Genomic DNA, 19,630 nt, shown 5'->3' on the forward strand with positions numbered 1-19,630 from the left:
GCCCGGTACACAGTGCGTGTACCGGGCCCCGCGGCGTTTGTTCGTCCGGTGGTCCGCTAGGCGGACTTGCGGCTGTCGCGCGGATGCACGGCGATGTTCATGGCGCCGGAACGCAGGACGGCCAGCCTTTCGGCAAGGACCTCCTCCAGTTCCTCGCGGGTGCGCCGCTCCATGAGCATGTCCCAGTGCGTACGCGCCGGCTTGCCCTTCTTCTCCTCAGGTCCGTCCCCGTCAACCAGGAGTGCCTGGATTCCGCAGACCTTGCACTCCCACTCCGGCGGAATCTCCGCCTCAACCGAGAAGGGCATCTCAAAACGATGTCCCTTCTCGCATGCGTACTCCACCGCCTGGCGCGGGGCCAGATCGATGCCGCGGTCGGTCTCGTAGCTCGTCACCACGAGGCGCGTGCCGCGAAGAGCTCGCTCACTCATGAATCGTGCCTCCCGGGCTTGTCGCCCACAGGACAGATGTCGCTGTCGTCGTTATCCGGTCAACGTCCGGTCGGCGGTAAAGATTCCCGTGCCGGGTCATGCGTCGCCCGTCGTGCCGCCCCTTGTTGTACCCACCAGTGCCCGTTTTGTCACATCTGACGGCAGAAGTGACCCGGTGTCTTCACCAAAGCAGCACGCAGTAACGGTCCGCCTGGCAGGCCAAACGCGTACACTACCGCTCTTTCATGGCCACGTCTAAATTCGGTCCGGCACGGCGTTGCCCGCCGCTTCGACCGCGCGCCGCACCGGCACCCGGGCGAGGAGCGCGAACCCGACCACGAAGAAGATCACCAGGGAGATGATGGCATCCCGGTAGCTCCCGGTCAGCTGATACGCGAGACCGAACACGAGTGGCCCCAGCCAACTGAGACCCCGATCGCTCATCTCGTACGCGGAGAAGTACTCGGCCTCCTTGCCGCGCGGCACCAGATGCGAGAACAGCGAGCGCGACAGCGCCTGGCTCCCGCCGAGGACCAGGCCTATCGCGGCCGCCAGGGTGAAGAAGAACACCGGGGCGTCGGCCGGCAGGAAGTAGGCCGCCGCGAGGATCAGCGTCCAGACCGCGAGCGAGCCGAGAATCGTCCGCTTGGCGCCGCACGCCCGGGCGAGTCGGCCCATCCCGAGCGCGCCCGCCACCGCGAGCACCTGGACGAGCAGGACGGCGGTGATGAGCGTGGTCTGGTCGAGCCCCAGCTCCTCCGAGCCGTACAGGGAGGCCTGCGAGATCACCGTCTGCACACCGTCGTTGTAGACCAGATAGGCGAGGAGGAACGACAGCGTCAGCGGATGCCGACGCATGTCCTTGAGGGTCGCCCGCAGCTGCCGCCACCCGCCGCCGACCCCGCCCGCCCCTTCGAGCTGCCCGGGATGGATCCGCCGGTCGCGCAGCCGCCGCAGCGGTACGAGCGTGAAGGCGCCCCACCACACACCGGCGGAGGCCAGACAGATCCGGATCGCCTCGCCCTCGGTGACACCGAAGGAGTCGTGGCCCGAGTAGAGGACCAGGTTCAGGACCAGGACCAGCGCTCCCGACGTGTAGCCGAAGGCCCAGCCGCGCGAGGAGACCGCGTCCCGCTCGTCCGGCTCCGCGATCTGCGGCAGATAGGCGTTGTACAGCATCATGGAGACCGCGAGCGAGGCGTTCGCCACGATCAGCAGGAACGCGCCGAGCAGATAGCGCTCACCCGCCAGGAAGAACATTCCCGCGGTGGCCGTCGCCCCCAGGTACGCCGCGGCGGCGAGCAGCGGCTTCTTCCGGCCCGTACGGTCCGCCACCGCGCCCACCACCGGCATCACGAGCACCGCGACGACGATCGACGCGGAGACGGCGTACGCGAAGAGCGAGCCCGCCCGCACCGGGATCCCGAACGGGTGCACGAAGCCCTCGGCGTCGGCCGCCGCACGGGCGACCGAGGTCAGGTACGGGCCGAGGAACACGGTGAGCACGCTCGTCGAGTACACGGAGCACGCGAAGTCGTAGAAGTACCAGCCGCGCTGCTCCCGCCGGCGCTCGGCACGACCGGTGGCGTACTCCTCCGGTTCGGTGGTTCCAGCGGTCAAGGCCGCGCCCCCTCGTTCGTCCCCGTGATCCGCTCCGGCGATCCGGGCCCGGTGCCACCGGGACGCGCGCTCACACCCACACACCCCGCTCGGTCAGCACCGAGCGCAGCGTCTCCAGTTGATCGGTCATGATGCCATCGACCCCCAGATCGAGGAGAGCGTTCATCCGGGCCGGATCGTTCACGGTCCACACATGGACCTGGAGCCCGCGCGCGTGCGCCTCCCGTACGAAGCGGCGGTCCACCACCGGGACACCGCCCTGGCGCTCCGGGACCTGGGCCGCTATCGCCCCGGCCCGCACCGCCGCCGGGACGCCGAGCGAGCGCAGCCGCAGCCCGATCACCCCCCGCACGCCGTACGAGGTGGCGAGCCGGGGACCCGCGAGGCGCTGCGCCCGCGCCACCCGTGCCTCGGTGAAGGAACCCACGCAGACCCGGTCCCAGGCGCCGGTCCTGCGGACCAGGTCCACCAGCGGTTCCAGGGCCGACTCGGCCTTGAGGTCCACGTTCCACCGGGCCTCGGGGAACTCCTCGAGCAGGTCGGCGAAGAGCGGCAGCGGCTCCTCGCCCGCCACCCGGGCCTCGCGCACCGCCGCCCACGGCAGGTCGCGGATACGGCCCCTGGTGTCCGTGACCCGGTCGAGGGTCGCGTCGTGGAAGGCGACGAGAGCCCCGTCCGCCGTCGTGTGCACATCGGTCTCGAAGTAGCGGTAGCCCGCCGCGGCGGCACGGCGGAACGCGGCCGCGGTGTTCTCCAGGCCGTTCGCCGTGCCGCCGCGATGGGCGAACGGAAGCGGTGAGGGGTGGTCGAGATAGGGGTGGCGTACGCGAGTCACCGCCGCAGTATGGCCTGTACCGGTGTCGCGGAGACGGCCTCGGTGCTGCCGGAGTCCGGCTCGGGAACGGCGAACCGGCGCAGGAAGAACTGGGCGAGCGGCCCGATCGCCAGGGCGTACAGGACCGTGCCGACACCGACCGAGCCGCCGAGCAGGAAACCGGTGGTGACGACCGCCGCCTCGATCGCCGTCCGCACCAGCCTGATGGAGCGGCCGGTGAGCCGGTGCAGACCGGTCATCAGGCCGTCGCGGGGGCCCGGGCCGAAGCGCGCCGCGATGTACAGGCCCGTCGCGACCCCGTTGAGGACGATCCCGGCCGCGAGCAGAGGGATCCGCCCCGCCAGGCCGTGGACGTCCGGGACGAGCGCCAGGGTGCCGTCCATCGCCAGACCGATCACGAACACGTTGGAGACGGTGCCGAGACCGGGCCGCTGCCGGATGGGGATCCACAGCAGCAGCACCACGGCCCCGACGACGATCGACACCACGCCGATCGTGAGGCCCGTCTTCTCGGCGAGGCCCTGATGGAGGACGCCCCAGGGTTCGAGCCCGAGACCGCTGCGGACCAGCAGTGCCGAGCTGACGCCGTACAGCGTCAGCCCCGCGTAGAGCTGGACGAGCCGACGGGTCAGGTACCGGCCGTGGAGGCCGGAGGCGGTGGACAAGGGTTTCCCCCAGGGTGGTGGTAGTGGACTGGCTCATGACACTCTGTGGCGGGGGAACGGGTGCCAACCATGGCCAATTCGAGGAAGGTGGACTGATTTCGATGGCCCAGTGGACTTCGGCGGTAGGACCGGCTCAGCTCGCGCGGCAACTCCAGGCGCAGCAGCCGAGGCCCGCCGGACCGGGCGCCCGCAAGCCGCCCGCCTACCGTGCGCTGGCCGACGGCATCCGGTTGCTCGTCCTGGAGGGGCGTGTCCCGGTCGCCGCCCGGCTGCCCGCCGAGCGGGAGCTCGCCCTCGCCCTCACCGTCAGCCGTACGACGGTGGCCGCGGCCTACGAGGCACTCCGTTCCGAGGGCTTCCTGGAGTCGCGCCGAGGGGCCGGCAGCTGGACCGCCGTACCGGCCGGGAACCCGCTGCCCGCTCGCGGCCTCGAACCGCTGCCCCCCGAGGCCCTCGGCTCGATGATCGACCTCGGCTGCGCCGCGCTGCCCGCGCCCGAGCCCTGGCTCACCCGTGGCGTCCAGGGCGCCCTGGAGGAACTGCCCCCCTACGCCCACACCCACGGGGACTACCCGGCCGGACTTCCCGCGTTGCGGCAGACGCTCGCCGACCGCTACACCGCGCGGGGCATCCCCACGATGCCCGAGCAGATCATGGTCACCACCGGCGCCATGGGTGCCATGGACGCCATCTGCCACCTCTTCGCGGGCCGGGGTGAGCGCATCGCCGTCGAATCCCCCTCGTACGCCAACATCCTCCAGCTGATGAGGGAGGCCGGGGCCCGGCTCGTGCCCGTCGCCATGTCCGAGGGCCTGGGCAGCTGGGACCTCGGCCGCTGGCGCCAGGTGCTGCGGGACGCGGCACCCCGCCTCGCGTACGTGGTGGCCGACTTCCACAACCCCACCGGAGCGCTGGCCGACGAGGACCAGCGCCGACAGCTCGTGGACGCGGCCCGCTCGGCCGGTACGGTCCTCGTCGTCGACGAGACCATGACGGAACTGCGCCTGGACGACGACCTGGAGATGCCCCGGCCGGTCTGTGCCTTCGACCCGGCCGGCTCCACCGTCCTGACGGTCGGTTCGGCCAGCAAGGCCTTCTGGGCTGGCATGCGCATCGGCTGGGTCCGGGCCGCTCCCGATGTCGTCCGTTCCCTGGTGGCCGCGCGCGCGTACGCCGACCTCGGCACCCCCGTCCTCGAACAGCTCGGCGTGAACTGGCTCATGGGCACGGGCGGCTGGGAGGAGGCCGTGAAACTGCGCCGCGATCAGGCCAGGGAGAACAGGGACGCGCTCGTCGCGGCCGTCCGCAGAGAGCTCCCGGAGTGGGAGTTCGCGGTGCCGAAGGGCGGCCTGACGCTCTGGGTGCGTACAGGAGGCCTCTCCGGCTCCCGACTCGCCGAGGCGGGCGAGCGGGTGGGTGTCCGCGTCCCCTCGGGCCCGCGTTTCGGCGTCGACGGGGCCTTCGAGGGCTTCGTCAGGCTGCCCTTCACGGTCGGCGGCGCGGTCGCCGACGAGGCCGCCGCCCGCCTGGCCGCCGCGGCCCGCCTGGTCGAGTCGGGAGCGGGCGGGGGGACGGAGCCGCCGCGGTCGTTCGTGGCGTAGTGGCTTCCGTCGTGCGGGTCGGCTGGGGAGATCGGTCGGTGTCGTCGTGCGGCCGGTCGCGGCGGGCGGTCTCGTCGTGCGGCAGGCTGCGCGGATCGACGGGTTCCGTCGCGCGGCCGGTCGCGTCTCGGGCCTGACACGGCTGGAGGCCGGTACGGACCCCATGGTCCGGACCGGCCTCTACGCGTGCGTGCCGCTCAGCTCTCGGCGGGCACCGGGGCGTGCAGCGGCGCCGGTCCCGGGGCCGGTTCGCTGCGCGGAGCCGGAGCCGGCTCGGGGGCCACGCCGATGACCGTCCCGACCGCCGCCGCCGTCGCCGGGACGCGCTCCGGCAGGAGGTCCAGGACCGCCTTCCGGTGCGCCTCGCTCGTCGCGTCGTCGTACGGGTCGGGCGTCGCCGGCACCTGGAGGCGCAGAACCGGGCCGTTGCCGAGGCGCGCGTAGCCGCGGCCGGGCGGGACCTGGGGGGTCGGGGTCGTGTGGGGCTCGGCGCCGAGGACGGCCGCGATCTGCTCCGGTTCGGCGGGACCGAGCGCGATCCGGGCGCGGGTGTGGGACCGTACCGCCTCGCTCAGCGTCTCCGCGCTGTCGAACTGCTCGGCGACCACCACCGTGACCTGAGCGGCCCGCCCGTGCCGCAACGGCACCTGGAGCAGCTCCTGCGGGTCGACACGGCCGTCGGCGGCGGCGAGGTGGCCGAGGACGCTCGGCCGGTCGAGCAGGATCCACAGCGGGCGGCGGGTGTCATCGGGGGCCGGGTGCCCGGCCTGCCGGGCGCGGTTGGCGGCGATGAGGCGCCGCTCCGTCTCGTGCGCCGCCCACTCCAGACTGGCCAGGGCGCCGGAAAGTCCGCACTCGACGGCGAGGACGCCGTCGCGGCCGGTCAGGCAGGCGTACTCGCCGGTGCCGCCGCCCTCGAGGATCAGCACGTCGCCGTGGGGGAGGGCCTGGAGAGCGATCGACCGCAGCAGGGAGGTGGTGCCGCTGCCGGGCTGGCCCACGACGAGCAGATGCGGCTCGGTGGAGCGGGGTCCGGTGCGCCAGACCACGGCCGGCGCGTCCTCCGTCCCGTCCGTCGTGACCACGGGGACGGTCCGCTGCACCGCGTCCGCGTCGGTGAAGCCGAGAACGGTCTCGCCCGGCACGGTGACGAAGCGCTGGGCGGCGATGGTGGTGGGCAGGGCGGGCAGCACGCTCATGACGAGCCGGTTGCCCTCCTCGTCCCAGTCGAAGCGGTACTCGCGGCCGCGTCCCGACTTGGCGTGCAGAAGGTGCTCGATACGCGCGCGTGCGGCGGGCTCGCCGTCCGTGAAGTACGGGGGGTAGGCGATCCTCAGCCGGGTGAGCCGCCCGTCCCCGTCGAAGGCGTGGTCCGCGAAGGCGCCGCTCCAGTCGCCTCCGTGGGCGAAGAGGGGGGCGGGGTCGTCCGGGACCGAGAAGTAGGGCACGAGGGCCTCGTACAGGCCCTTGAGCCGGGCCATCTCCGCGTCGTCGGGTCCGGTCCTCACGACGCGACGCTCGCGTCCCTTCCACGCGGCCGCGCCCATGAGCGTGACGAGCGCGAGGAGCGGCCCGTACGGCATGAGGGCGATCACCAGGACGCAGGCCGCGACCAGGAACAGCGTGGGACCACGCCGGTCCTTGGGGGTCGCGGCCCACCTGGCGCGCGCGGTAGCGGCCAGTTTCCGCAGACCACGGGAGACCGTGATCAGGGGGTGGAGCACATCGGTGGCGCTGTCGGCGGCCGTGCGCGCGATCTCTCGACTGCGAGCGATCTGTGCGCTGCCGCTGCTCAGAATGCGGGGGAGTGGTCGCCGGGCCACGAAGGACTCCTGAGGTGGAAGGGACGGAAGGGCGTCAGAACTTGATCCCGCCCAGCAGACCGGCGAGGCTCTGCCCGCCCGCCGTGATGCTCGGGGCGATGGCCGTGCCCGCGAGGTAGAAGCCGAACAGCGCGCTGACGAGGGCGTGGGAGGCCTTCATCCCGTCCTTCTTGAAGAACAGGAAGCAGATGATGCCGAGCAGGACCACGCCTGAGATGGACAGGATCATTTGGTGTTCTCCTGGTTGAGGGGACAGTCACCATGAGTCCTTCCAAGTTCACAGCAAGTATCTATGTGACTAAAGGTGCAATGGAGTGAAAAACGGGTGATTTCACTTGACCGGCGGACGCCGGACGGGCTGTCGGGTGGCGAAATGCCCGGCGTGCGCTAGAGGGACGCCCGAGGTCGGGGCTGGCGTGATCTTTGCCTCGGTCGAGCGAGGTCATGTCACCGAACGGGCAGTACCCTGTCGATTCACTCGTACGGCCGCGCTTGCCGTGCACAGGCCGACAACGCAGGAGAGAGGCGGTTTCACCCGATGAGCGAGACTCCGGACCCCGAGGTCATCGAGCTGGCGTCCAAGGTCTTCGACCTCGCCCGCACCGGGGACGCCGACGCGCTGGCCGCCTACGTCGACGCGGGCGTCCCCGCGAACCTCACCAACGACAAGGGTGACTCCCTCGTCATGCTCGCCGCCTACCACGGTCACGCCGCCGCCGTCTCCGCCCTCCTCGCGCGCGGTGCCGACGCCGACCGTGCCAACGACCGCGGCCAGACCCCGCTCGCGGGTGCCGTCTTCAAGGGCGAGGAGGCCGTGATCCGTGCGCTCCTCGCCGGCGGCGCGAATCCGGAAGCCGGGACTCCGTCCGCCGCCGACACCGCGCGGATGTTCGGCAGGACCGAACTCCTCGACCTCTTCGAAACCAGGTGAACGGGTACTGAACCCCAGGTGAGAGCGGCGTCGTAAATGTGGTCGCGGTGGCGAAATGGGTGGGTCATCATGACGACGGGCCCGGTCGACCGGGCCATCGACGAGAGGCAGAGGAAGATGGTCACTGGCAAGCGCAGGACGACGGGCGGCCCGACATGTTGCCGCACGGCCTAGGCGTACAGCGATGTACAGCCTGACCCGGGTCATCCCGGTCTCCCCCGGTCGTGTCGACAGCTTGATGTGAGGCGTCTCCCCATGTTCGATCCAGTCATAGCGCCGAGCGGCACCCTGCTCGGTCTGCTGCAGCGGGGCCGCGGCGACGGCACCCTGCACGCGCTCGCCGCACCACGCGCCGAGGCCCTCGCGGCCCTCAACCACTGCGTTCTCGACGACCCCCGCCACGACTGGCAGGTCGAGAACCGCTCCCTCTACTACGCCCGTCTCTACCTGGACCTCCACGGCGGCCTCGACGAGATCGAGGCGCACCTCACCGGTGCCGAGGACCACCTCGACACCGAGGAGTCCAGGACCGGGCTCGCGCTGGCCGTTCTCGGCCACCTCGCGTCCTACGGACGCCAGGACGCCCTTCTCCTGCTCCGTCGTTACGCGGCGACCGGCTCGAACTGGGCCTGGGCCCTCGACGAGCTGGCGCTCCGCGACGACGACGCCGGGCTCCGCGCGCTCGCCGTCCCCGTGCTGGCCCGCTTCCCGGCCGGCGCGGAGGGCGACGCCGAACTGGCCCGCGTCGTGCGGGACGCCTTCGAGCCCCGCCCGTGGCGCCTGTGGGCCGAGGACCAGCGCGACGCCGTCGGCGCCCGGGTCAGGGCCGCCCAGGAACAGGGCTCCTTCGACCGCTGGCAGCGCCAGATGCGTCCCGCCGGGCCCCGCCCCGGCTGGAGCGTGCGGGCCGTCCTCGACTGGGCGCAGGAGGGTCACGAGCGCGGTGCCGTGCTCCACGGCCCCGCCGCCCGCTGCCTGGCCGCCGTCGCGGGGCCCGAGGACCGGCCCGAACTCCTCGCCGCCGCCCGCCACGGCGCCGTGGGCGCCCGGGGCGCCGCCCTGCACCACCTCGCCGCGACACGGGACCCCGCCGTCCTCGACCTCGTCGAGGCCGCCGCCGACGGCGACTCCGGCGAGATCGCCGAGGCGGCCGTCGCCGCATACCGGCGCATGTGCGGCGAGGACGCGGTCGCCCGCGCCCGCGCGTGGGTCCGCAGGACCGACGCCCTCGGCGGCGCCGCCGCCGAAGTGCTCGCCTGCCGCGGCACCGCCCAGGACTCCCCCTCCGTCCTCGGCGCGCTCCGCGACACCATCCGCTCCCAGGGCCCCGACTCGCCCGCCCTCGCCGGGCTCGTCGACGGCGCCGGGCGCCTCGGCATCGCCTGTGCGGCACCCGTGCTGCGCCACGTCTACCGGGAGACGGCCTCCTCCCAGCTACGCGGGCGCGTGGCCGTCGCCCTCGCCGCCACCGACCCCACCTTCCCGACCGGGTTCGCCGTCGAATGCCTCTGGGACTGCGAGGAGACCACCCGCGAGGTCGCGGCCCAGCACGCGGAGACCGGAGACGTACGCGTCGCCGAGCGACTGCGCCGCCTCGCCGCCGACCCCGCCGAAGAGGTCGAGGTCCAGACCGCGGTCCGCAACCGGATAGGCCCGGACCTCCAGGTCTGACGACGGCCGGCCCCGTCACCCGCCGCCGGGACGGCCCGGCCCTCTCTGGTCCGACCCCGAGCACCCGCCACGGCTCCTCGGCCGGCGCGGGCGCCGGAACGCCCGGTCCGCCCTCCCGGTGATCCCCGCCCTCTTTCCGGGGCCGCGCGGCTCCCGGCGGAGAACCCGCCGAGCGAGGCCCCGCCGTGCAGGACGGGGGCGGGGGAGGCGGGGCCGCTCAGGGACCGCGATCCGGGAAGGGAAGCCCGCGCCCGGAACCCGGGGCCCGGGGCCTGGGCCCGGAACCCGGGGCCTGGGGCCTGGGCCCGGAACCCGGGGCCTGGGGCCGAGATCGGGGCCTGGGGCCGAGACGGGGGACCCGGAACCCGGGGGCGTGGGCCCGGGACCAGGAGCCGGGGGCCGGGGGGACTGGGGCCGGAGCCCAGGACCTGGGGTCGGGGCCCCGCAGCCCCGCTCGCCGGCGGCTCGTCACGGTCTCGGGCCTCCCGCGCGGGAGCACTCCGGGGCCGCCCGGCGAGGGCCCGCGCGAAACGCTCATGGGACGTTCCCTCCCCGTCCAGATCCACGTTGACGGGTACACGCCGAGCACGACGACAACACCCGTATGCGTGTCGTCATCGTCACCGAATCCTTCCCTCCCGACGTCAACGGTGTGGCGCACTGCGCCCTGCAGACCGCGCGCCATCTCGTCCGCCGGGGCCACACCCCGCTCGTCATCGCCCCCGCCGTCGCCGACCCGGCCGCGGACGCCGACGCGCCCTGCGCCGTCGTCCGGGTGCCCTCCCTCCCCCTCCCTGGCTATCCGCAGGTACGGGTCGCCCTGCCGAGCCGCCGCGTCGCGGCGGCCATCGCCGCCCACCGCGCCGACCTCGTCCACCTCGCCGGACCGTTCGTCCTCGGGGTCAGGGGGATGACGGCGGCCGCCCGTCTCGGCATCCCCGCCGTCGCCGTCTACCAGACCGACCTCGCCGGCTACGCCCGCACCTACGTGGGTACCGGGGAGAGCGCCGCCTGGCGGCGCCTCCGCGCCGTCCACGGTGCGGCCGACCGCACCCTCGCCCCCTCCTCCTCCGCCGTCCGCGACCTGGAGGCCCACGGCATAGGCCGCATCCGGCTCTGGGGGCGGGGCGTGGACACCGTCCGCTTTCGTCCCGGGCTGCGCGACGACGCCCTGCGTGTGGAACTCGCACCCCACGGGGAACTCCTCGTCGGCTACGTGGGCCGTCTGGCCCCCGAGAAGCGCGTGGACCTCCTCTCCGGAGTGGGAGAACTTCCCGGGGTACGGGTGGTGGTCGTCGGCGACGGGCCGAGCGGGCCCGCGCTGCGCACCGCACTGCCCGGCGCCCGCTTCCTGGGCCGCCGTACCGGCGCCGACCTCGCCCGGATCTTCGCCTCGCTCGACGTCTTCGCCCACACCGGCCCGTTCGAGACCTTCTGCCAGACCGTCCAGGAGGCCATGGCGAGCGGCGTCCCCGTGATCGCTCCGGCGGCCGGCGGGCCTCTGGACCTGGTCGACCACGGGCGCAACGGGCTCCTCGTACCCCCGGGGGACGCGGCCGCGCTGCGCCGGGCCGTCGCCATGCTCGGCGCCGCGCCGGAGCTGCGCGCCGCCTACGGCCGGGCGGGACGGGCCGCGGTCGAGGACCGCACCTGGGAGGCCCTGGGGGACGAACTGATCGGCCACTACCTGGAGGTCCTGCGCGAGCGGACGGCGGTGGCGGCGTGAGCGGCGGCGGCCTGTGCGGGGACGGCGTGAGGGACGGCGGCGTGGGCGGCGGTGGCCTGCGCGGGGACGGTGCGAGCAGTGGCGGCGTGTGCGGGGACTGCCTGTGCGGTGGTGGCGCGAACGGCGGTGGCGTGCGCCGGGACGGTCTGCGCGGGGACGGCGTGAGCGGCGATGGCGTTCGCCGGGACGGTCTGCACGGTGGTGGCCCGCGCCGCGACGGCCGGCGCGGCGGTTTGCGGATCGTCCGGCTCGCCAACTTCGTGACCTCCACGTCGGGCGGCCTCCGCACCGCGCTCGACCAGCTCGGCCGCGGCTACCTCGCGGCCGGACACGAACCGGTCCTCGTCGTCCCCGGTGACGTCGAGAGCGACCACCTCACCGCGCAGGGCCGGGTCATCACCCTCCCCGGTCCTGTGCTGCCCGGCACCGGCGGCTACCGGGTCCTGGCCGACCGGCGCCGGGTGCGCGGCCTCCTCGACGGACTCGTCCCCGACCGGATCGAGGTGTCGGACCGTACGACCCTGCGGTGGACGGGGGAGTGGGCGCGTCGCGCCCGCGTGCCCTCGCTGATGGTCTCCCACGAGACCGCCGACGGGGTGCTGCGCACCTGGGGCGTGCCGCCCGTGCTCGCGGCCCGCGCGGCGGACCGGCTCAACCGCCGCACCGCGTGGGCGTTCGGGCGCGTCGTCTGCACCACGGAGTGGGCGGAGCGCGAGTTCCTGCGGATCGGGGCCCGCAACGTCGCACGGGCCCCGCTCGGGGTGGACCTCGATCGGTGTCGGCCGGGCCGCCGCGGCACCGTGCTGCGGGCCCGGTACGCCGACGGGGAGCCGGTGCTGCTCCTGCTCTGCTCGCGGCTCTCCGTCGAGAAACGGCCCGGCATGGCCCTGGACGCCCTCGCCGAGCTCCGGGAGGCGGGGATCGGCGCCGCCCTGGTCGTCGTGGGCGACGGACCCCTGAGGGGCGCACTGGAGCGTCGGGCGCGGGAGCGACGGCTTCCGGCGCGGTTCGTCGGCCACCTCGCCGACCGGGAGGCCCTCGCGGACCTCCAGGCGGCGGCCGACGTGTGCCTCGCCCCAGGGCCCGCGGAGACGTTCGGTCTCTCCGCCCTCGAAGCCCTGGCATGCGGGACCCCGGTCGTCGTCAGCGCCTCCTCCGCCCTGCCGGAGGTCGTCGGCACCGCGGGGGCCGCCGCCGTGGACACGCCGGGAGCCTTCGCCTCCGCCGTCCGGGGCGTCCTCGCCGAACCGGAGGCCGCCCGCCGACGGGCCGCACGCGCGCGTGCGGAGGGCTTCACGTGGGAGCGCTCCGTCGCCGCCTTCCTCCGGGCCCACGACGCCTTCCCGGCACCGGGTCCGCGCCAGCCCGAGGAGGCCCGCAGATGAGGGCGGCACCGGGTCCGCGCCACCCCGAGGAGGCCCGCAGATGACGGACGGCACCGGGCCCGATCCCGCGACGCGCGCGTGGGCGGCGCCCTCGCCGTGGCCCTCGCGGCCACAATGGGGAGATGAGCGGGCGCTGGGAGTTCTGGATCGACCGGGGCGGCACCTTCACCGACGTCGTCGGCCGGCGGCCCGACGGCAGCCTCGTCACCCGCAAGCTGCTCTCCCACGATCCCGGCCGGGCACAGGACGCCGCCGTCGCCGGAATCCGCCTCCTGCTCGGACTACGGCCCGACGAGCCCGTCCCCGCCGACCGGATCGCCGTCGTCAAGATGGGCACGACCGTCGCCACCAACGCCCTCCTGGAGCGGCGCGGCGAACCGACCGTCCTCCTCGTCACCGAAGGCTTCCGCGACGCGCTCCGCATCGCCTACCAGAACCGGCCCCGGCTCTTCGACCGTCACATCGTGCTCCCCGAAGCGGTCTACGCGCGCGTGATCGAGGTTCCCGAGCGGGTCGACGCCCACGGGAAGCTCATCCGGCCCCTGGACGAGCCCGCCGTGGCCGAGGCGCTCCAGGGCGCCCACCGCGACGGATTCCGCTCCGCCGCCGTCGTCCTCCTCCACGGCTACCGCCACCCCGCCCACGAGGCACGGATCGCGACGATCGCCTCCGCCGCCGGCTTCACCCAGATCAGCTGCTCGCACGAGGTCAGCCCGCTGATCAAACTGATCCCCCGCGGCGACACCACCGTCGTCGACGCCTACCTCTCACCGGTCCTGCGCCGGTACGTGGACGAGGTCGCCCGCGAACTCGCCGGTGTCCGCCTCATGTTCATGCAGTCCAACGGCGGACTGCGCGCGGCGGCCCACTTCCGGGGCAAGGACGCCGTCCTCTCAGGACCCGCGGGAGGCGTCGTCGGCATGGCACGCACGTCGGCCCAGGCGGGACATCACCGGGTCATCGGCTTCGACATGGGCGGCACCTCCACCGACGTGTCGCACTACGCCGGCACCTTCGAGCGTGAACTCGGTACACAGGTCGCCGGGGTGCGCATGCGGGCACCGATGATGCGCATCCACACCGTCGCCGCGGGCGGCGGCTCCGTCCTGCACTTCGACGGACGCCGCTACCGCGTGGGTCCCGACTCGGCCGGCGCCGTCCCCGGCCCCGCCTGCTACCGCCGCGGCGGCCCGCTCACGGTCACCGACGCCAACGTCATGCTGGGCCGCGTCCAGCCCGCCCACTTCCCCGCCGTCTTCGGTGAGTCAGGCGACCAGCCCCTGGACACCGAAGTCGTACGGGAGCGCTTCACGGCCCTCGCCGGGCAGGTGGGCGGCGGCCGCACCCCCGAGGAGGTCGCCGCGGGCTTCCTGCAGATCGCCGTCCTCGCCATGGCCAACGCCGTCAAGAAGATCTCCGTGCAACGCGGGCACGACGTCACCCGGTACGCCCTCACCAGCTTCGGCGGCGCCGGCGGCCAGCACGCCTGCGCCGTCGCCGACGCCCTGGGCGTCGACACCGTCCTCGTACCGCCGCTGGCCGGAGTCCTCTCCGCGTACGGCATCGGGCTCGCCGACGCCACCGCCATGCGCGAGCGCTCCGTCGAGGCCGGACTCGACGCACCCGGCACCCCCGAGCGCGTGACGTCCCTCTGCGCCGAACTAGCCGACGCGACCCGCGCGCAGCTGCGCGCCGACGGCCTCCCCGACGCGGCGATCACCACGCACGCGCGCGTACTCCTGAGGTACGCGGGCACCGACGCGGGCCTCCAGGTCGACCTGGCGTCCCCAGAGGAGCTGACGGCCGCGTTCACAGCCGTCCACCGCGCGCGGTACGCCTTCGTCCTCGACCGGCCCCTCGTCGTCGAGGCCGTCTCCGTGGAGGCCGTCGGCCGCGCGGGGCCGCGCCACCCCGTCCAGGGCGAGCCAACGGCACCCGAGGGACGATCCGGCCCGCTCACACCCCGGGCCACCGTCCGCATGTACAGCGCCGGTACGCCCCACGACACCCCCCTCCACCGGCGGGAGGACCTACGGCCCGGTGACAGCGTGGACGGACCCGCGATCCTCGCCGAGGCCGACGCCACCACCGTCGTCGACAGCGGCTGGCAGGCCACCGCGACCGACACCGGACACCTCGCCCTGCGCCGCGTCACCCCCCGCCCCGCGCGCGTGGCGGCCGGCACGGACGTCGATCCCGTCCTCCTCGAAGTCTTCGACAACCTCTTCATGGCCATCGCCGAGCAGATGGGCGTCCGCCTGGAGAACACCGCCCAGTCCGTCAACATCAAGGAGCGCCTCGACTTCTCCTGCGCGCTCTTCGACGCCGAGGGCAACCTCATCGCCAACGCGCCCCACATCCCCGTCCACCTCGGCTCCATGGGCGAATCCATCAAGGAGGTCCTGCGCAGGCGCGGGGGCGAGCTGCGCCCCGGCGACGTGTACGCGATCAACGACCCTTACCACGGCGGCACCCACCTGCCCGACGTCACCGTCGTGACCCCCGTCTTCGACGACACCGGACACGAACTGCGCTTCCTCGTCGCCTCGCGCGGCCACCACGCCGAGATCGGCGGGATCACCCCCGGCTCCATGCCCGCCCTCAGCCGGACCGTCGACGAGGAGGGCGTCCTCTTCGACAACTGGCTGCTCGTACGGGACGGGCGTCTGCGCGAGGCCGAGACGCGGGCCCTGCTCACCGGCGCCCGTCACCCCTCCCGCGACCCGGACACCAACCTCGCCGACCTCCGCGCCCAGATCGCGGCCGACGAGAAGGGCGTCGAGGAACTCCGCCGCGCCGTCGACACGTTCGGCCTCGACGTCGTCCAGGCCTACATGCGGCACGTCCGCGCCAACGCCGAGGAGTCCGTACGCCGCATCGTGGCGCGCCTGGACGACGGCTCGTGCCGCTACGAGACGGACGACGGCGCCGTCATCCAGGTCGCGGTCCGCGTGGACCGCGAACGGCGCTCCGCCGTCATCGACTTCACCGGCACGTCGCCCCAGCGGCCGGGGAACGCCAACGCGCCGACGGCCGTCGTCATGGCCGCCGTCCTGTACGTCTTCCGCACCCTCGTCGACGAGGACATCCCGCTCAACAGCGGTTGCCTGGAACCCCTGGAGATCCGCGTCCCGCCCGGCTCGATGCTCGCACCCGTCCATCCGGCCGCCACCGTCGCCGGGAACGTCGAGACCTCCCAGGCCGTCACCGGCGCGCTCTACGCGGCGCTCGGGGTCCAGGCCGAGGGCTCCGGCACCATGAACAACGTCACCTTCGGCAACGCGCGCGTGCAGTACTACGAGACCGTCGCCAGCGGTTCGGGTGCCGGGGACGGTTTCGACGGCGCCGACGCCGTCCAGACCCATATGACCAACTCCCGGCTCACCGACCCCGAGATCCTGGAGTGGCGCCACCCGGTCAGGATCGACGCCTTCGCGGTACGGGAGGACGGCGGCGGGCGCGGCCGGTGGCGGGGCGGCCGCGGGGTGGAGCGCCGCATCCGCTTCCTGGAGCCCATGACGGTGGCCCTTCTCACCGGACACCGCAGGGTCCCCCCGTACGGCATGGCGGGCGGCGAACCGGGAGCCCTCGGCGAGAACCTCGTGGAACGCGCCGACGGCACCGTCGAGCGCCTCGGCGGCGCCGCCACCACGGAGGTCGGCCCGGGCGACGTCCTGGTCCTGCGCACCCCGGGCGGCGGAGGCTACGGCCCACCGACCGAACCACCGCCGCCCGTCAGCGCGTCGGCGTGAACCGCACCGGTGTACCCGGCACCGCCTGCGCCGCGGCGCCCAGGTCGGCTTCGCGGACCACCCCGACCACCGGATAGCCCCCCGTCGTCGGATGGTCCGCGAGGAACACCATCGGACGCCCGTCCGGCGGCACCTGCACCGCGCCCAGGACCATGCCCTCGCTCGCCAGCTCTCCTGGCAGCGCCCGCTCCAGAGGCGGGCCTTCCAGCCGCAGCCCGATGCGGTTGCTCGCCGGAGACACCCGGTACCCGCGCGTGGCGAGGGTGCGGAGCGCGGCGGCGGTGAACCAGTCGTCGCGGGGCCCGAACCGGATCCGCAGCACGAGTTCGTCCGGCGGTCCCGGCCACGGGGGAGCGTCGACCGCTCCCCGTGCGGCCGGCTCCGGCCCGAGCGGCAGGACCGTCTCCTCCACCAGCGGCGCGGGTCCCAACCCGGACAGCAGGTCGGTCGAGCGGCTGCCGAGCACCGGTTCGACGGCGATCCCCCCGCCGAAGGCCACGTACGCGCGTAGTCCGCGCGCGGCCGCGCCGACATCGAGGACGGAGTCGGCCGCCACGCGGATCGCGGTTCCCCAGGCGGCCGGACGTCCGTCCACCCGGACCGGGCAGGGCGCACCGCCCACCGCGACGGTGACCGCCCGACGGGGCCGCACGGCGCAGCCGTCGACGGTGGTCTCCAGGACGGCCGCCGTCTCCGGGTTGCCCACCAGCCGGTTCACCAGCCGCAGGGCGGCCGGGTCCAGCGCGCCGGAGCGGGGCACGCCGAGATGCGCGTGGCCGGCACGGCCCAGGTCCTGCACGGTGGTCAGCGCCCCGGCCCGGACGACGCCGACGGCCCGGTCGGTCATCGCCCGCCCTCCGGCGTGAACCGGACGCGGGTGCCGGGGGCGAGCAGTGCGGCCGGCTCCCGGCCGGTGTCCCAGAGCACCGCGTCGGTCGTGCCGATCACCTGCCAGCCGCCGGGGGAGGAGCGCGGGTACACACCCGTGTACGGCCCCGCCAGGGCGACCGAACCGGCCGGGACGGCGGTACGCGGAGTCGCCCGCCGCGGCACCCCGTACCGCTCGTCGAGCCCCGTCAGATAGCCGAAGCCCGGCGCGAACCCGCAGAACGCCACCCGGAACTCCGCCGACGAGTGGATCCGTACCGCCGCCTCAACCGACACCCCCCACAGCGCGGCGACCTCCGCGAGATCGGGCCCGTCGTAGCGGACGGCTATCGCGAGGGCCGCGCCCCCGCGCGCGGGGAGCGGCCCCACCTCCCAGCCGGTCAGCTCGGCCGCCAGCCCGTCCGGGTCCGCCACCCCGTCCAGGAGCACGGTCCGCGCCGCCGGCACGATCTCCCGGACGGCGGGCAGGGTCCCGGCGGCCCGACGCCGTAGCAGCTCCGCGTGGAACGCCTCCGCCTCCTCGCCGTCGGGGAGCTCGACCAGGAGCGCCCGCTCGCCGACGCGCAGCGCGCGCGTGCCGAAGGCGCTCACACGAAGTCCTGAGGCGGCCGCGGGACGACGGACGTAGTTCTCACGCGAAGGCCTCCACCCGCACGCCGGACGTCTCGAGACGCTCCCTGACCCGCCGCGCGAGGTCCACCGCGCCCGGGGTGTCGCCGTGCAGACACAGCGACCGGGGCCGTACCGCCACGGAACTCCCGCAGTGCGCGGTGACCACCCCGAACCTGGCCATGGCGACCGACCGTTCCACCACCGCGGCCGGGTCGCTGACGACCGCGCCCGCCTGCCCGCGCGGCACCAGGGAACCGTCAGCCCGGTAGGCGCGGTCCCCGAAGGCCTCGGCGACGACCGGCAGCCCGGCCTTCTCCGCCGCCTCGTGGAGCCGCGACCCGGGCAGACCCAGAACCGGCAGCGTGCGGTCCGCGAGCAGGACTCCTTCGACGACCGCCGCCGCCTGCTCCTCGTCCCTGACCACCCGGTTGTAGAGCGCCCCGTGCGGCTTCACGTAGGCCACGCGCGCGCCCGCCGCCCGCGCGAAGACCTCGAGGGCGCCGATCTGGTACGCCACCTCGGCGGCCAGCTCCGCCGCGGGGACGTCCATCGAACGACGGCCGAATCCGGCCAGGTCGCGGTACGAGACCTGGGCGCCGATCCGTACCCCGCGCGCGGCGGCGAGCTCGCACACCCGTCGCATGGTGGCCGCGTCCCCGGCGTGGAAGCCGCAGGCCACGTTGGCGCTGGTCACGACCGACAGCAGCTGTTCGTCGTCGGTGAGCGTCCAGCGGCCGAAGCCCTCGCCGAGATCGGCGTTGAGGTCGATCGGGACCGGGGTCGTGCGCATCTGCACCTCGCGGGAGGGGAAACCGTACGGTGCCGTCAAGGTAGAGGATCGTTGAACGATCCGACAAGGGTTGTCCGCACGCGGACCGTACGGTTGACTCGGCCGCGTACGACGTACGACAAGGAGCGGCGTGGCAGCGAGTGGAACCGGGGACCTGTCCGACGACCGGGCGCTGCTCGGACGCACCAGTACGGCGGAACGGCTCGCGGACATCCTGCGCACCCGGATCGCCGAGGGCTGCTTCCCGCCCGGCACCCGGCTCTCCGAGGACGGCATCGGCGGCGCGCTCGGCGTCTCCCGGAACACCCTGCGCGAGGCGTTCCGGCTCCTCACCCGCGAGCGGCTGCTCGTCCACGAGCTCAACCGCGGAGTCTTCGTCCGTGTCCTGACCGTCGACGACGTGGACGACATCCATCGCACCCGGCGGCTCGTCGAGTGCGCCGTCGTACGGGGCCTGGGGCAGCCGCCGTACGTCCTGGACGACCTCCACGACGCCGTCGTGCAGGGCGAGACCGCCGCCCGCGCGGGCGACTGGCAGGGCGTCTCGACGGCCAACATCCACTTCCACCGCGAGCTCGTCGCCCTCGCCGGCAGCGCGCGCACCGACGAGCTGATGCGGGGCGTCCTCGCCGAACTCCGCCTCGCCTTCCACGTCGTCGACGACCCCCGCGCCCTGCACGAGCCGTACCTGGCCCGCAACCGGGAGATCCTGGACGCCCTGCGAGCCGGTGAGCGGACCACCGCCGAAGCTCTCCTCGCCCGCTATCTCGACGACTCCCGCACCCGGGTCGCGGCCGCGTACGCCCAGGCCGTCGACGCCCCCGCGGGCCCGGCTGTCCGGCCCTCGCAGGGACAGGCGGACCGGCCCCCGGCGGGCCGGGAGCGCTGAGCCCCGGGACC

At 74.1% G+C, this 19,630-nt stretch carries 16 protein-coding genes; 7 read left to right on the forward strand and 9 right to left on the reverse strand.

From position 1 onward, the window contains the following. Positions 1-56: 56 nt before the first annotated feature. The 4 genes from ACFWV2_RS30815 to ACFWV2_RS30830 all read right to left on the reverse strand — a co-directional run bounded on the left by ACFWV2_RS30815 (position 57) and on the right by ACFWV2_RS30830 (position 3,551). Entirely contained in the window at positions 57-431 is a 375-nt protein-coding gene (locus ACFWV2_RS30815) for an RNA polymerase-binding protein RbpA (protein WP_015032218.1), read from the reverse strand. A gap of 255 nt (positions 432-686) precedes the next feature. Further along, positions 687-2,051 carry an MFS transporter gene (locus ACFWV2_RS30820; RefSeq protein ID WP_384409981.1) on the reverse strand — a complete coding sequence of 455 codons (1,365 nt, stop codon included), beginning with the start codon at positions 2,049-2,051 and terminating at the stop codon, positions 687-689. 70 nt (positions 2,052-2,121) lie between these two features. Continuing rightward, positions 2,122-2,886 (reverse strand): glycerophosphodiester phosphodiesterase, encoded by a 765-nt coding sequence (locus ACFWV2_RS30825; protein ID WP_384409984.1) that lies wholly within the window; start codon positions 2,884-2,886, stop codon positions 2,122-2,124. Beyond that, positions 2,883-3,551: a YitT family protein gene (locus ACFWV2_RS30830; RefSeq protein ID WP_384409986.1), complete on the reverse strand. Its 669-nt coding sequence runs from the start codon at positions 3,549-3,551 to the stop codon at positions 2,883-2,885. The genes ACFWV2_RS30825 and ACFWV2_RS30830 overlap by 4 nt, the downstream gene beginning before the upstream one ends. A gap of 101 nt (positions 3,552-3,652) precedes the next feature. Here ACFWV2_RS30830 and ACFWV2_RS30835 point away from each other — a divergent pair, with 101 nt between their 5' ends. Beyond that, a complete protein-coding gene (locus ACFWV2_RS30835; RefSeq protein ID WP_384409990.1) occupies positions 3,653-5,152 on the forward strand; it encodes a PLP-dependent aminotransferase family protein in 1,500 nt (499 codons plus the stop codon). A 197-nt stretch (positions 5,153-5,349) separates the two neighbouring features. Here ACFWV2_RS30835 and ACFWV2_RS30840 read toward each other — a convergent pair whose 3' ends face one another. Together ACFWV2_RS30840 and ACFWV2_RS30845 are read right to left on the reverse strand one after the other, a co-directional pair. Beyond that, positions 5,350-6,975 (reverse strand): hypothetical protein, encoded by a 1,626-nt coding sequence (locus ACFWV2_RS30840; RefSeq protein WP_384409993.1) that lies wholly within the window; start codon positions 6,973-6,975, stop codon positions 5,350-5,352. A 34-nt stretch (positions 6,976-7,009) separates the two neighbouring features. Next, positions 7,010-7,204, reverse strand: coding sequence for a hypothetical protein (locus tag ACFWV2_RS30845; RefSeq protein WP_015032212.1), 195 nt, complete (start codon positions 7,202-7,204; stop codon positions 7,010-7,012). A 309-nt stretch (positions 7,205-7,513) separates the two neighbouring features. Between ACFWV2_RS30845 and ACFWV2_RS30850 the strand changes: the two genes are divergently transcribed. The 5 genes from ACFWV2_RS30850 to ACFWV2_RS30870 all read left to right on the forward strand — a co-directional run bounded on the left by ACFWV2_RS30850 (position 7,514) and on the right by ACFWV2_RS30870 (position 16,440). Next, the gene (locus ACFWV2_RS30850; RefSeq protein WP_384409996.1) at positions 7,514-7,906 is read left to right on the forward strand and encodes an ankyrin repeat domain-containing protein; all 393 of its coding nucleotides are present in this window, start codon (positions 7,514-7,516) and stop codon (positions 7,904-7,906) included. A 255-nt stretch (positions 7,907-8,161) separates the two neighbouring features. Then, positions 8,162-9,577 carry a HEAT repeat domain-containing protein gene (locus ACFWV2_RS30855; protein WP_384409998.1) on the forward strand — a complete coding sequence of 472 codons (1,416 nt, stop codon included), beginning with the start codon at positions 8,162-8,164 and terminating at the stop codon, positions 9,575-9,577. A 604-nt stretch (positions 9,578-10,181) separates the two neighbouring features. Next, on the forward strand, positions 10,182-11,303 hold the full coding sequence (locus ACFWV2_RS30860) for a glycosyltransferase family 4 protein (RefSeq protein WP_384410001.1): 1,122 nt from the start codon (positions 10,182-10,184) through the stop codon (positions 11,301-11,303). A gap of 191 nt (positions 11,304-11,494) precedes the next feature. Then, positions 11,495-12,688, forward strand: coding sequence for a glycosyltransferase (locus ACFWV2_RS30865; RefSeq protein WP_384410056.1), 1,194 nt, complete (start codon positions 11,495-11,497; stop codon positions 12,686-12,688). Between the two features lie 122 nt (positions 12,689-12,810). Next, on the forward strand, positions 12,811-16,440 hold the full coding sequence (locus ACFWV2_RS30870; RefSeq protein WP_384410004.1) for a hydantoinase B/oxoprolinase family protein: 3,630 nt from the start codon (positions 12,811-12,813) through the stop codon (positions 16,438-16,440). Here the strand turns inward: ACFWV2_RS30870 and ACFWV2_RS30875 are convergent. Genes ACFWV2_RS30875 through ACFWV2_RS30885 form a run of 3 tightly spaced genes read right to left on the reverse strand, consistent with a single transcriptional unit; the run spans position 16,424 to position 18,730 of the window. After that, positions 16,424-17,287: a biotin-dependent carboxyltransferase family protein gene (locus tag ACFWV2_RS30875; RefSeq protein WP_384410007.1), complete on the reverse strand. Its 864-nt coding sequence runs from the start codon at positions 17,285-17,287 to the stop codon at positions 16,424-16,426. The genes ACFWV2_RS30870 and ACFWV2_RS30875 overlap by 17 nt on opposite strands. Further along, on the reverse strand, positions 17,284-17,919 hold the full coding sequence (locus ACFWV2_RS30880) for an allophanate hydrolase subunit 1 (protein ID WP_384410010.1): 636 nt from the start codon (positions 17,917-17,919) through the stop codon (positions 17,284-17,286). The genes ACFWV2_RS30875 and ACFWV2_RS30880 overlap by 4 nt, the downstream gene beginning before the upstream one ends. A gap of 40 nt (positions 17,920-17,959) precedes the next feature. After that, positions 17,960-18,730 (reverse strand): LamB/YcsF family protein, encoded by a 771-nt coding sequence (locus ACFWV2_RS30885; protein ID WP_384410060.1) that lies wholly within the window; start codon positions 18,728-18,730, stop codon positions 17,960-17,962. A 130-nt stretch (positions 18,731-18,860) separates the two neighbouring features. Between ACFWV2_RS30885 and ACFWV2_RS30890 the strand changes: the two genes are divergently transcribed. Next, the gene (locus ACFWV2_RS30890; RefSeq protein ID WP_384410013.1) at positions 18,861-19,619 is read left to right on the forward strand and encodes a GntR family transcriptional regulator; all 759 of its coding nucleotides are present in this window, start codon (positions 18,861-18,863) and stop codon (positions 19,617-19,619) included. Positions 19,620-19,630: the final 11 nt, after the last annotated feature.

The sequence above is a fragment of the Streptomyces sp. NPDC058671 genome (genome assembly GCF_042716475.1).
Taxonomy (GTDB): domain Bacteria; phylum Actinomycetota; class Actinomycetes; order Streptomycetales; family Streptomycetaceae; genus Streptomyces.

Bases quoted from the DNA above. Each gene is read 5' to 3' on its own strand.
- ACFWV2_RS30815 (WP_015032218.1), bottom strand. From the start codon at position 431: ATGAGTGAGCGAGCTCTTCGCGGCACGCGCCTCGTGGTGACGAGCTAC.
- ACFWV2_RS30835 (WP_384409990.1), top strand. From the start codon at position 3,653: ATGGCCCAGTGGACTTCGGCGGTAGGACCGGCTCAGCTCGCGCGGCAA.
- ACFWV2_RS30845 (WP_015032212.1), bottom strand. From the start codon at position 7,204: ATGATCCTGTCCATCTCAGGCGTGGTCCTGCTCGGCATCATCTGCTTC.
- ACFWV2_RS30850 (WP_384409996.1), top strand. From the start codon at position 7,514: ATGAGCGAGACTCCGGACCCCGAGGTCATCGAGCTGGCGTCCAAGGTC.
- ACFWV2_RS30855 (WP_384409998.1), top strand. From the start codon at position 8,162: ATGTTCGATCCAGTCATAGCGCCGAGCGGCACCCTGCTCGGTCTGCTG.
- ACFWV2_RS30860 (WP_384410001.1), top strand. From the start codon at position 10,182: ATGCGTGTCGTCATCGTCACCGAATCCTTCCCTCCCGACGTCAACGGT.
- ACFWV2_RS30870 (WP_384410004.1), top strand. From the start codon at position 12,811: ATGAGCGGGCGCTGGGAGTTCTGGATCGACCGGGGCGGCACCTTCACC.
- ACFWV2_RS30875 (WP_384410007.1), bottom strand. From the start codon at position 17,287: ATGACCGACCGGGCCGTCGGCGTCGTCCGGGCCGGGGCGCTGACCACC.
- ACFWV2_RS30885 (WP_384410060.1), bottom strand. From the start codon at position 18,730: ATGCGCACGACCCCGGTCCCGATCGACCTCAACGCCGATCTCGGCGAG.